We start from the raw sequence: 13,654 nt of genomic DNA on the forward strand, positions 1-13,654 counted from the left end.
ACATTTAGTCTAAGAAAGTCAATTGTTCATTCATTAAATATCTATACCAATTCACCTATGAAAAAAATTCTACTCAATCTTTTTATGTGTTTTATGCTTGCAAATGCGGCGGCATATGCACAGACCATAAGCGGAAGGGTCATTTCTTCCGAAGATGACAATGTCATCCCCGGTGTATCTGTTTTACTGAAAGGGACCAGCCGAGGGACCGTTACTGATATTGATGGAAGATTCACGCTGGATGTCAGTAATATTGAGAATCCTGTATTGACTTTTTCCTTTGTGGGATTTCTAACCCAAGAAATTAACTTACAAAACAGGTCAACTTTAGAAGTAATCCTAGAGCCTGATTTGATGCGACTGGAAGAAGTGGCAGTCACTGCGATGGGAATCGAGCGGGAACAGCGTAAAATCGGATATGCTGTTTCTACTGTAAGGTCGGAAGACATATTACAGGCCTCCCCTACCAATGTGGCTTCAGCTTTATATGGCAAGGTGCCTGGTGTTTCCATCAGCACCAATGCCGGTGGTGCTACCAGTGCAGTAGCCATTGATATCAGGGGTGGTATGAATTCCTTGGGATTCCAGCGACAGCCACTGTTGGTAGTGGATGGGGTGATCTCCAGAAATGGGGAAGCAAATAATGATGGATTTTGGGGTGACCAGCGGATTAGAGGAAATGGTATATTAGATATCAATCCAGAAAATATCGAGAGCCTTACTGTCTTAAAAGGAGCTGCGGCCTCTGCATTATATGGTTCAGATGCAGCCAGCGGCGTCATCATCGTCACTACTAAAAAAGGCAGGGTCCAAGATGGCATAGGGGTCGATTTCAGTGCCACGTTCGGTACTGAAAATGTAGGCACCCTACCCAAGATCCAGAATACTTTTGGACCTGGTTATGCTAGATCTATCAATCAATCCAATTTTGGGGCTAATAATGAAGGCTTTTTAATGCGGGAAGTAAGGGATGGACGCCTTTGGATGGGCAATCCCAATACTCCCGGTACCATCAATATCCCTGCTCCTGCAGGATATAGTGATGGGGATTTTATCGCCCAGCCTTTATTGAATGCCTGGGGACAGTTCGGGCCGAGGTTTGATGGCCGGGATGCCATTTATTGGGATGGGGTAGTCCGTCCTTATGTAGGTCATGAAGACAACATGCGCAATTTTTACCGCACAGGATATAATGAAATCTACAATGTGGCCATTTCCAATACCACAGAAAAAGGCAGCCATAGATTCTCCTATACCCGAAATAACTATAGGGGGATCATGGAAGGAGGCCCTCAGAACAAAAATACCTTCAGCCTTAATTCAAATTATCTGATGACTTCTAAATTGGATATTAATTTAGTAGCCAATTATATGAACGAGCATGTCAACAACCGCCCGTTTATGATTGACAGGCTGACCAATAATTACACCGGTTTTTTGGGAGCAGGTAACAATATAGAGTGGTTTAGACAAAATTATAGGACCAGCAGAGGTTTCAGATATGTGACTGCAGCTAACCGGGAGCAGGATCCAAATGAGGCATTTCTATACAATACTGCAGGAACTGATTATATGAATTACTTCTGGGACCAGCGTGAAAGACAATATGATGAATATACCAACAGGCTGATGGGAGCTGCCACCTTAAATTATTCTATTCTGGATAATTTTACGATAAGAGCCCGCCTTGGTACTGATTACACCGGTTATACTTCAGAGAATAAAGAACCAAACACTATTCCTTTGGCCATCGGTACTTCAGGATATTACAGCACTGCCTCCAATAAAATGAACATCATATATGGTGACGTACTGGCCACCTATAATATGGACCTTGCCAGTAATCTTGGTATGACGGTACAGTTGGGTTATCAGGCCAGGGAAGAACGCTATATGAATACCTCCCAGGAAACCCAGGGGGGCTTATCGCAGGTAAACTGGTTCAGTATGAGTGCTTCCAACCAAAATCCAAGGGGGTATTCCAGGCGCGAAACTTTAGTAAAAGACGGGCTATTCGGAATTATAGGCTTTGATTTCAATGATTACCTGTTTATTGAAGCTTCCCTTCGTCAGGAAAGAACCTCTACCCTATTCCCAGGCAACAATGTATTTTACTTCCCGTCCGTGAGTGCCGCTTTTGAACTTAGCAGTGCCATTAGCCTTCCCTCCTTTATTGATTTCAGTAAAATCAGAAGCTCTTTTGGGGTAGTGGGCAATCCTCCTAATTTCTACACCGCCAACGTGGTATATAACGCACATCCTATCAGTGGTGTACCCTCATTGGTACCGCCCAGCAACTATGGAAACAATGAACTGAGAAATGAAATCAAACGTGAATATGAAATTGGCTGGGAAACATCTTTTTTAAGAAACCGGTTGGGATTTAACATATCCTATTACAATAACAAAATCAATGACATGATCAACCAGCTGGATGTAACCTCCACTACCGGTGCCAGTTCCATTATCCAAAACGTAGGGAGCATGAGTAACTATGGCGTAGAGGTAGGCATCAATTTCACCCCCATCGTAAGAGGTGATTTTAACTGGCAAACCGTCATAAATTCATCCTTTAACCGCAATAGGCTCTTAAGCTTGATGCCGGGCACAGATTTCCTACAGCACAGTAATATAGACAATGGATCCCTCTATATCCGCTCCCAGGTAGGCCGTCCAGCAGGAGATATTTTAGGCTATACGCTTACAAGACATGAAAATGGGGAACTGCTGGTAAATGATAACGGATTTTATGTACCGGACTATGACAATTTAGTTTTACTGGGCAATGTGCAGGCGAAATCAGTAGGTGGATTGATCAATAATTTCACTTATAAAAATTTGTTCCTCAATACCGTGATCGATTATAGCTGGGGAGGCCAAGTGGTTTCACCTTCCATCCAATATGGCAGAAGTGCTGGTGTGTTTGAAGAAACCCTCTTTGGCAGAGATGCAGAAACTGGAGGCCTTCCATATTATGTAAATGAACAGGGCAACTTTGTAGGTGCGGGTAATCTGACACAAGGACCTAGTGGTCAGCCTATCTTTAATGATGGAATGCTCCTAGACGGAGTTACAGCAGGTGGTGAACCGAATGCTACCATCATTGAATCCGGAGAGTACTACCGCCAGAGCTATTACTGGGGATCCTACCCTGGTTCTGGACGAACCGGTACTTATGAAACCGCAGTGTTTGACAATAATTATATAAGAATGCGTGAGATTTCTATCGGTTACCAACTACCAAAATCATTTGCCGGGAAACTTAGGGCTCAAAACCTGACCCTGTCCGCCTACGGCCGTAACCTGTTCTTCATATATAAAAGCATCCCTCATTATGATGCTGAAGCTACAGTCGGTACCGACTGGATCACCAGGGCCAATATCGGTAATGCAGGTGCTGTGCCCCGCTCCATAGGTTTAACTTTACGCGGTGCTTTTTAACTATTCTGTGACCTTCATCATTAATTAGAAAAATCATGAAAAAAAATTATATATTAAAATTTACGTTTCTCTTGGCAGCCATGGGCATGGTGTTATCGAGCTGCATTAAGGAGGATTTTGATGAAAATTATTATGATCCTGAAAGCTCAGTAAATGCCAATATTCCACAGTTGTTTTCCGGACTATTATATAACCACGGCAAACAGAGTAACAATACCATTTTCCCTAGGTATTGGAATATGTTTACCTTCCAGGCTCCCATGCTGGGCACGTATACCCAGACAAATGGCTACTATAATAATCCCGGACTCTATGAGCAGGCAGTGGCCTATACACAGACCAGGTGGGATTATTTCTATACTGCACCTGTGGCATCCTTCAGAGAGATGGAAAAGGTGTACAACAGCCTCGAGACTGAAGATGAACGACAAGGATACCTACTGTTCATAGAAGCAGGTAAAATATTTCTCTATGACCAAACAGCCCAAATGGTGGATATGTGGGGGGATATTCCTTTTCATGAATCAGGTCAGTTAAATGCTACAGGGGGACAGATTATCCTCCCTGCATACGATAATCAGGAAGAACTGTACCATTTTATCCTGGATGACCTGAAAAGGATAGCAGACTATCTGGCAGATGTGGAAACCATTGCCTTTTACAAAACTCAATTTGACAGGGCAGATATCATAAATCTGGGAGACCTCATGCACTGGCGCATTTATGCCAACTCCCTAAGGTTAAGGATGGCCATGCGTATATCCTATGCAGATGAAAACAAAGCCAGGGCTGTAGCGGTAGAGATACTCAATAGTCCTGACAGGTATCCGGTGGTGACCGACCAGTTTAACCAAATAGAAATCGAGGCCCGTGGGGAACAGCTACGCTCAGTAGTAGGGGTAAACGGTATAAGGGAAGCATTACAGGGTGAACCGGCTCCAGGATTTATGGTCAATGAACTGTTATTGCCATCTGGAGACCCACGCCTTCGGGTGATGTTTACCACCAACAATGCTGGCACCTACCAGGGGTTACCTAATAACCTGTCTGCTGCACAGCAAACCGAGATGGTTGCCAGCGGAGCCATTTCACGTATTGATTCAGCTACCTACAGTCATAATGACAAATTCCCTGGCATCATCATTACAGCTGCAGAGATCAGCCTCTTAAAAGCTGAAGCTGCCGAAAGATGGGGGCTGGGAAGTGCTGCGGAATCCTATTATAATGGCATTCGTCAATCCATAGCTTATCTCTATGAAATCAATAACCGAAATGACAATGCCGACGGTACCAGCTTTTTGCCCAAAGCTCCTCCTACCAATGACGAAATGGCGGCATTCCTAACCCATCCGAAGATTGCGTATGAAGGTACCAAAGAAGAGAAACTGGAAAAAATCGGCACCCAAGCCTGGCTAAACTTTGGACTGATCCAAGCCTACCATGGATGGGCAGAACTTAGAAGAACCGGCTATCCGAGAATGAGCTTTGTTACCGACAACAGTTCTGTCCAGGCACCTCTACCTCCTTCCCGGTTATTCTATCCCGAAAGTGAAAGATTGTACAATGCTGCCAACTACCAAAAGGTAAGTGGAAATGACACTCCTACTGCCAAGGTTTTCTGGCACGTCAGGTAGGTAAAAAGAGTATGGATAAGGGAGGTTGTAGCATACGACCTCCTTTATCTTTTTATGATTAGATATCACGTTTAAACTCTAGGCCCCACCAAAGGCAAAAAAGGAGGATAACCGATTTGATTTCATCATAATATATGAGGCGATTTACTTTTAAACCAGCTAAAAATGAACTATATACTGCCCGTTTTCTTACTGCTTTTTTGTTTCTCCTCCCCGCTTTTAGCACAAAAGCCCCATCAGTTTACCACAGGCTTGATTCTGGATGCGGAAGTAAGCTATGGCAGGGAAGCCTTAATCAAAGATGAGCTTGCCTATCAGTTGTTCACTGGGGATTTTATAGCCCCGACATCAGCAGATGCCACTTTCAAAACCCAATCCGGTGAAAGTTTACCATGGAAAGCGGTAAATGCCGATTCCACCCATACCTTTAGGGGCGATGGAATATCTGAAGGCTATATCTATTTATACTATGATTCAGACAAAGAGCAATCGGCCTTACTAAATGTAGCAGGTCATAGCATGTTGTTTTTTAACGGCATTCCATATGCCGGTGATATTTATAAATATGGGTGGCTCCATTCTCCCGTACAGCTGAAAAAAGGCCGGAATGAAATTCTGGTCAGAGCATCCCGCTTTACCAGATGGAACGGCCTTACTGCCAAACTCGTCTTTCCTGAAAACCCTATCAGCATCTATACTGCTGATGCGACCCTACCCCACATTCTGGTAGGTGAGCATCAAGGGACGCTCACCGGTGCCATTGTAATAATCAATTCAACTGACCAGCCTTTAAAAGGACTATCCATCAGCAGTACCATTAACAGCAAAACCATTACTACAGAAATGGCTTCCGTCCCGGCAATGGCGACCCGAAAAGTTGCTTTTCATTTTGATGCAGGCACTATAACCAAAAAAGATTCCATCTCTTGCCTATTGCAGCTTATAGATAGGGGCAAACCGATAGCCGAAAGTACGGTCAGCATTCAGGCCCTTCATCCGGATGAACCACATAGTAGAACATTTATAAGTGAAATTGACGGCAGTGTTCAGTATTATAGTGTAGTACCCCAGACAGGGGGCTCACAGGTAAATAGTGCCTTATTTTTATCAGTACATGGGGCTGAAGTCGAGGCCATCAGCCAGGCCAGGGCCTATAAGCCTAAAGACTGGGGAGTGATCGTTGCACCTACCAACAGGAGACCTAGAGGGTTTAACTGGGAAGAATGGGGAAGAATAGATGCTCTGGAAGTCCTAGAGATAGCCAAAGGGCACTATAAGCCAGATCCGCAAAAAATATACCTGACCGGCCATTCTATGGGAGGACATGGTACTTGGTTTTTAGGTGCTACCTACCCGGAAAAATGGGCTGCCATTGCCCCATGCGCCGGATACCCAAGTCTGCTGGCTTACGGATCAGCAGATGGAAAAATTCCAGATCCAGGTACATCAGAGACCAATAACCTCCTTTTACAGGCTGGAAATGGGAGCAATGTACTTTCGTTGATCAGAAATTATAGCTCTCTGGGCATTTACATTCACCATGGGGATAGCGACAGGGTGGTGCCGGTAGACTATGCCAGACAAATGCGTCAGGAACTCAGCACTTTTCATACAGACTTCAGCTACTATGAGTATCCCGGAGGTTCCCATTGGTTTGGGGATGAAAGTGTAGACTGGCCTCCCATCTTTGACTTTTTCAGCCATCATAGCATTCCGCATGACAGCAGCGTGCACCACTTAAATTTTACTACTGCCAATCCGGCTGTATCATCCAGTCATTACTGGGCACAAATCCACCAGCAGGAGAAGTCTTTAAAAATGAGCAAAATACTTCTTGACCGGGATATGAGCCATAAAACGATCAAAGGAAGTACGGAAAATGTAGCAGTTTTGCGCCTTTCCCTACACAATTTTAAGGAGGGCGATACGATCCAGGTACTTCTCGATGATCAGGAAGCGATGGATATAGTGGTAGATCCTAATCATCGTTTCGTCTATTTACACCATGCAGGCCAATGGTCTTTAGGCACCGCACCCGACACTCATCATAAGGGAAAGCTCAGAAATGGCACCTTTAAAGAACCCTTCAATAACCGGATGGTATTTGTATACGGTACAAAGGGTGATCAGGAAGAAAATGCCTGGGCCTATCAAAAGGCAGCCTATGATGCTCAGGTCTGGTATTACCGGGGCAATGGCGCGGTGGATTTAATAGCCGATAAAGATTTTAAACCATCCAAATATCCCGACAGGGGCGTGGTCATTTATGGCAATGCCCAGACCAACCTAGCTTGGAAACAACTCTTGGCCGACAGTCCCATACAGGTGAAAAAAGGGCTCATTACCGTGGGAGATCAGGTCTATAATGGCACTGATATCGGCGCCTATTTCATGTGGCCCAGAGCTGACAGTGAAGTGGCTTCCATAGCCGTCATCTCAGGATCCGGTATAACTGGAATGAAAGCTACAGTGTCTAATCAGTATTTTGCAGCTGGAAGCGGGTATCCAGACTTTACCATTTTCTCAGCGGATATGCTGATCAACGGCTATAAGAGCATTAAAAGTACGGGTTTCTATAACAATGAATGGAAGATTGACAAGAAAAACCTCGCGGCACATTCCTCTTTGTAAAGACGTACCTTCATTATATCCAGTTCATGAAAAATGATATAAACAACAGCATCTAATGACTAAAACAACGTATAAAACCATCATATCATGCCGGACTTTATTATTGGTTATGATCCTGGTGTACAGCACCCTCCCATCATTTGCCCAGAAGGATAACATTCATCAGCGGTCCACCACTTACCAGTGGCCCGAAGACCCATTGGTATTAGAAAAACTGGATCAATGGCAGGACCTTAAGTTTGGAATCATCATCCACTGGGGCCTCTATGCGGTTCCGGGTATCATTGAATCATGGCAGTTATGTTCGGAAGATTGGATCAGCAGACCGGACTCACTGGACTACCCTGCCTATAAGGAATGGTATTGGGGACTGAAAGAAGAGTTTGCTCCCCATCAGTTCAATCCAGAAATATGGGCGCAAACTGCCCAGGATGCAGGTATGAAATACTTGATCTTCACCACCAAGCATCATGACGGTTTTGCCATGTTTGATACCGATGAATCTGACTTTAAAATTACAGCAGGACCTTTTTCAGATCATCCAAAGGCCGATGTGTCCAAACATATTTTCGAGGCTTTCCGTCAAAAGGATTTTATGATCGGGGCCTATTATTCCAAACCGGACTGGCATTCTGAAGATTACTGGTGGCCCAAATACGCCACTCCAAACCGTAACAATAATTATGACCTGCGCAAATATCCCGAGCGCTGGAACAGCTTTAAACAATTTACCCATAACCAAATCAACGAGTTGATGTCCGGATATGGAGAGGTGGACATTCTATGGCTGGACGGAGGCTGGGTAAGACCTCTGAACACTGTCAATGAGGAAGTATTGTCCTGGGGAGCCCCTATTCCTGAATGGAGCCAGGACATCGATATCCCTACCATAGCAGCAAAAGCACGAGAAAAGCAGCCAGGTTTACTTATAGTAGACAGAACCGTTCATGGTCCATATGAAAATTATCAGACACCTGAAAGAAGCATACCAGATGATAAGCTTGACCACCCTTGGGAAAGCTGCATTCCTTTAGGCAACAACTGGGGTCATGTGCCCGATGATAAAATGAAAGAACCGGAAGAAATCATTCATATGCTCATAGAAATTGTAGCTAAAGGTGGAAGCATGGTATTGGGAATAGGCCCCAAACCCGATGGGACCATAGGCGAACGTGAACTAATCAGGTTAAATGAAATAGGTGCATGGATGAAAGGAAATGGAGCAGCCTTATACGCTACCCGCCCTGCCACACATTACCGGGATGGAGAGACCTTTTTTACCCAAAACAAAAACGGGGATATCAATGCCATTACCCGCTTGGAAAAGAGCAAAGCATTACCTTCTCACATTACCTGGACCGGTAACGAACCCGAAATAGGAAGCTCTGTCAAGGTGTTGGCCACAGGCGAACAGCTGAAGTGGGTCAAAAAAGATGGAAAGGTTCTGGTAAGATTACCACCTTCTTTCAGAAAGAAACATGCTGCCGCCCCTGCCATATCCATGAGCTATAGGCCTGCATAGTTCTTAACCCATTTATAACTGCGCTACTATTCACTTATAACCCTGCATCACTATGCCTAAAAAATTATATAAAGCCTTAGCTGGAATTTTAGTAATTGTATCAGCACTTTCTATAAGTGCATATTTGCCAAAAAACTTTATAATTAAGGCTAATAATCCGATTATGATACAGGAATACATATATAATGAGGCCACTTTTCCCAGCGCCCATGCTTCCTCCATTGCTGAAACTCCAGAAGGGCTGATCGCTACCTGGTTTGGCGGTACGCATGAGGGCCATGAAGACGTAGAGATCTGGATAAGCAGAAAAATTGATGGTTTATGGACTGCACCCATCTCCGTTGCAAACGGCCTACAACACCCGGACAAAAGGTTCCCCGTCTGGAACCCTGTTTTATTCCAGGCGCCTGATGGGCTTTTATTTTTATATTATAAGGTAGGTCCTGAACCTCAGAAATGGTGGGGAATGGTCATCAGCTCCCATGATCACGGACTGACTTGGTCTGAACCCTCCCGTTTACCTGAAGGTGTTTTTGGGCCTATAAAAAACAAACCTGAATTATTGTCCAATGGCACTTTAATAAACCCTTCCAGTACAGAACATGACGGATGGAAGGTCCATTTTGAGCTGAGTGAAGATTTAGGTAAAACCTGGCAAATAGTTCACCTACCGGAAGACAAAGGCTTAAGTGCTATTCAACCAAGTATATTACAGTATGAGGATGGACGCTTACAAATGTTGGCAAGAAGCAAAGAAGGCTATCTGGTCAGCAGCTGGTCCAAGGACATGGGGAAGCGCTGGGAACGGCTCGCCCAAACAAGTTTGCCCAACCCAAATTCAGGGACAGATGCTGTGACCTTAAACAACGGATGGCAGCTTTTGGTATATAACCATGCCGTCAAAAGCGAAGACTTATGGGGAGGTTTAAGGTCTCCCTTAAATGTGGCCGTTTCTCAGGACGGCCTTAACTGGCGGGCATTGGTGGTGCTGGAAGACCAGCCTGGTGAATTTTCTTACCCGGCTGTCATTCAGGCAAAAGACGGGACCGTCCACATTACCTATACCTGGAATAGAGAAAAGATAAAACATGTTGGCTTGAATATTACAGACATAGACCTTCTAGTCTTAAAAGAAATTAAGGATGGAAAATGGCCCCTTTAGTCGATAGGGATATGGCCAAACTGTTATGAATATTTTATTTGTAATATTTTTAATCCTTATTGACTTCTACCGGAGGTAAAAAACCCGGGCTGATTAGCGACAAGGGACTCTTCCAAGGCCTCAACCCGAATAGGCATATTATATATTTTCTAGGTCCAGAGCTTCCGTAGCAGCTAATTTTTTCAAGCTGACAGGATAATTGTAAATGAATGTCATTATCCAAAGCGATAACATTTTAAGTGCTCTTCATAGCTTGTTTTTAAGCCCTGCCTCATTCTACCACCATCTCATCCACAAAGAGCCATGTACTTCTTTTCCTTTGTTCTTTATCCCAGGGAAGTGCATTTACATTAGCGGCCCTAACCCTGATAAACTGCGCTTTAGTGGCCGGGAATGTGGCCTCATATTTTTGAATCAAGGTGCCTTGAGCAGGTGCATCAGACAGAGACGGGGAGTCGATGGTATTAAATATTGTTCCGTCCTCTGATACGGCATACTCGACTGCAGCCGGCAGGAAAATGTGGGCGCCCGGCTGCTGAAGGAAAGAAGTACGAATAGCTGACAGCTCTTTTACTGACTGGAGGTCAATCACAGCCTCCAGGTCCACCCCCAGAAACCCCAGCCAGGCGCCATCGGTATGAGTGGTAGACCCGGCCAGTCCGTTAACTAAGGTACCGGATCCGTTGCTTCCTGTATAATTCGCATGCGGAGGATGGCTCAGGGTGACCGGTGCGCCAAAAGCCTGGTGTATATCCACCGTACGCTCTGTCACCTGTCCCATCAGCTCGTCGTTTTGGAAAGTCGCCGCTTTGATAATCGCCGATTCGGAAAGTGTAAAAGGGACGGTATAAAGCCTGGATGCCGGAGTAGGTGCTGAACCATCCAGCGAATAACGTATGTCCACTCCAGCTGCATCACTTTTGAAAGTAACAGTGGCCTCCTTATGTACACTGTCCACTTTTATATCATGCCTAACCTGAAATGCACTCTTGGAATAATTGACACCCATGGCATCAAAACGTCGGTATTGCTGCTGCATGCGGTACATAAAATCCTCCCAGTTTCTGTCGGCAGCAGGTGTCCAAAGGACCTCTGCAAGGGCAGACATCCGTGGCATGATCATATACTCCACCTGTTCCGTAGTAGGAATGTATTCAGACCATACATTGGCCTGGGCGCCTAATATAAACCTTTGCTGTTCCTTTGATAAGGTCTCTGGTGTAGGTTCGAAAGCATACACCTTATGTAAGGGCGTATAGCCGCCAAATGCCAGAGGTTCAAGACTGGGTTCGCCTTGATAGTGGTCAAAGTAAACATGGGATCCTGGTGTCATTACGACATCATGTAGCGCTTCAGCTGCAGCTATGCCCCCTTCCATGCCTCTCCATGACATGACTGCAGCATTGGGTGCCAGTCCGCCTTCCAGGATCTCGTCCCAGCCAATGATCTTTTTATCATGCGCATTGAGAAATTTCTCCATACGTTGGATAAAATAACTTTGTAGCTCATGCTCATCTTTGAGCCCTTCTTCTTTGATGCGGGCCTGGCATTTTGGACATTTTTCCCAGCGCGCTTTGGGGGACTCATCACCGCCGATGTGAACGTATGCCCCAGGGAACAAATCCATTACCTCTGTCAATACATCTTCCAAAAATGTAAAAGTGGCTTCATTTCCGGCACAGTATACATCTTCAAAAACCCCCCAGGTCCCTGCTACTTTGAAAGGACCTCCTGTACAGGAGAGTTCAGGGTAAGCTGCCAGAGCAGCCAGGGAATGTCCGGGCATTTCTATTTCTGGTACCACTGTGATGTATCGATCCTGGGCATATTGCACGATCTCTCTGATTTCTTCCTGGGAGTAATAACCTCCATAGGGCTGTTCATCAAACACGTAAGGTTGGCTTCCGGCATGCCCTACCAGGGTCTGTTCCCGTCGTGATCCTATTTCGGTCAATTTGGGATATTTTTTAATTTCGATGCGCCAGCCCTGATCCTCCGTGAGGTGCCAGTGAAAAGTATTCATTTTGTGCATGGCCATGTAGTCAAGGTATTTTTTTATAAAAGATACCGGATAAAAATGCCGCCCTACATCCAGGTGCATGCCCCTCCAGCTATAGCGCGGTTTATCCAGTATTTCCAGGGCTGCGATCTGCAAAGGCACTTTCGTTGGCTGAGCGGGCAGCAGTTGACGGATGGTTTGGCTGCCCCAAAACATCCCTTGGGGATCATTTGCAGCCAAAATGATGGTCTCCCCACTTACCTTTAAGTAATATCCTTCATTTGCAAGGGTATCCACAGGACTGCTGAGGGTTAAATGAATATAGTTTAGATCGGTCCCCTGAGGTTTTCCCTGTATGACCTCAGGCAAGATCCCCCCTTGGGTTTCTATATCGATCGCCAGCATTCCGGCGATTTTGTACAGACCTTCTTCGTCAGGGTCCACGATAATTTTGGTATCCTTGTTAAGGGTAAAATGTCCTTCGTGAAGGTTTAGGTTCGTTGGTTTTGGAATCAATGATACCAAAGGTTCAGGCATTTTTGCAGGTGTACAGGCCTGAAAAAAAAGCAGACAGCAGCAGATACTGCTGAATACAAAAAAGGCTGGGGAAAAAATTTTTGTTTTATAGATCATGAATCTTTCACATTATGTTTACATTATTTTTCACACCAATCGGACGACAGGCACTCAAACCTGACCAGCCATATTTTATTGCCTGTATGGCACTTTCCTCAAAGATGTTGCTAATTAATATTTAATTGTGCCCGCGCACATAGACAAATATGTCACTATTATATTTAAAAAAGAAAGATACACTTACATAATATTTGACCTCATTAAAAGACCCTTTTTCATTGTATCCTTCAGTACTAGGAGAAAGCCCAAAGTGCATATGCGCGATATATCAGCATCCTTTTTAGCTATCTGCTAAAGTAGAGGTCAGGTCCAGGCCTGTTTTTCCTCCCTTGCACCCCTCCCAGCTTTACCATCCATCATCAATATGGACGATCTATGGAATAAGTGTCCAGTAAGAGGAAACGACCGGTTCCCTACCCACTTTCCGGGATGCGATACCAGAAATGCAGGGTAGCCCAATAGAAAAACCTCCGCCTATATATATTCTTCCACTTTCCAAAATTAAAGGAAAATATGGATAGTGTCCAAGTGTCCTTTAAAAGTGATAATCGATATTGACTACTTTTGAAAAACAGCCAATAATTACCTTATTTCGCATCAGTTTTCTGATTATATTACATCTTTTTAAC

At 44.7% G+C, this 13,654-nt stretch carries 6 protein-coding genes; 5 read left to right on the forward strand and 1 reads right to left on the reverse strand.

Features of this window, described 5'->3' with window-relative positions; all coding sequences use genetic code 11:
* Positions 1–57 precede the first annotated feature (57 nt).
* From EL17_RS10325 to EL17_RS10345, 5 genes are all read left to right on the forward strand, one after another.
* On the forward strand, positions 58–3,441 hold the full coding sequence (locus EL17_RS10325; protein WP_035073357.1) for a SusC/RagA family TonB-linked outer membrane protein: 3,384 nt from the start codon (positions 58–60) through the stop codon (positions 3,439–3,441).
* A gap of 35 nt (positions 3,442–3,476) precedes the next feature.
* Positions 3,477–5,075 (forward strand): SusD/RagB family nutrient-binding outer membrane lipoprotein, encoded by a 1,599-nt coding sequence (locus tag EL17_RS10330; protein WP_035073359.1) that lies wholly within the window; start codon positions 3,477–3,479, stop codon positions 5,073–5,075.
* A 165-nt stretch (positions 5,076–5,240) separates the two neighbouring features.
* Positions 5,241–7,706 (forward strand): carboxylesterase family protein, encoded by a 2,466-nt coding sequence (locus tag EL17_RS10335; protein ID WP_035073361.1) that lies wholly within the window; start codon positions 5,241–5,243, stop codon positions 7,704–7,706.
* Positions 7,707–7,761: 55 nt separating this feature from the next.
* The gene (locus EL17_RS10340; protein WP_084166177.1) at positions 7,762–9,228 is read left to right on the forward strand and encodes an alpha-L-fucosidase; all 1,467 of its coding nucleotides are present in this window, start codon (positions 7,762–7,764) and stop codon (positions 9,226–9,228) included.
* A 163-nt stretch (positions 9,229–9,391) separates the two neighbouring features.
* Positions 9,392–10,390: a sialidase family protein gene (locus EL17_RS10345; RefSeq protein WP_240485969.1), complete on the forward strand. Its 999-nt coding sequence runs from the start codon at positions 9,392–9,394 to the stop codon at positions 10,388–10,390.
* A gap of 271 nt (positions 10,391–10,661) precedes the next feature.
* On the opposite strand, the gene EL17_RS10350 is transcribed toward EL17_RS10345, so the two are convergent.
* The gene (locus EL17_RS10350) at positions 10,662–13,022 is read right to left on the reverse strand and encodes a beta-N-acetylhexosaminidase (protein ID WP_051719928.1); all 2,361 of its coding nucleotides are present in this window, start codon (positions 13,020–13,022) and stop codon (positions 10,662–10,664) included.
* Positions 13,023–13,654 lie beyond the last annotated feature (632 nt).

Origin of the sequence: Anditalea andensis, assembly GCF_000714815.1 — a bacterium.
In the GTDB taxonomy this organism is placed as follows: Bacteria; Bacteroidota; Bacteroidia; order Cytophagales; family Cyclobacteriaceae; genus Anditalea; species Anditalea andensis.

Excerpts from the sequence above, each read along its gene's own strand:
- EL17_RS10340 (WP_084166177.1), top strand. The coding sequence starts at position 7,762 with ATGACTAAAACAACGTATAAAACCATCATATCATGCCGGACTTTATTA.
- EL17_RS10350 (WP_051719928.1), bottom strand. The coding sequence starts at position 13,022 with ATGATCTATAAAACAAAAATTTTTTCCCCAGCCTTTTTTGTATTCAGC.
- EL17_RS10330 (WP_035073359.1), top strand. The coding sequence starts at position 3,477 with ATGAAAAAAAATTATATATTAAAATTTACGTTTCTCTTGGCAGCCATG.
- EL17_RS10325 (WP_035073357.1), top strand. The coding sequence starts at position 58 with ATGAAAAAAATTCTACTCAATCTTTTTATGTGTTTTATGCTTGCAAAT.
- EL17_RS10345 (WP_240485969.1), top strand. The coding sequence starts at position 9,392 with ATGATACAGGAATACATATATAATGAGGCCACTTTTCCCAGCGCCCAT.
- EL17_RS10335 (WP_035073361.1), top strand. The coding sequence starts at position 5,241 with ATGAACTATATACTGCCCGTTTTCTTACTGCTTTTTTGTTTCTCCTCC.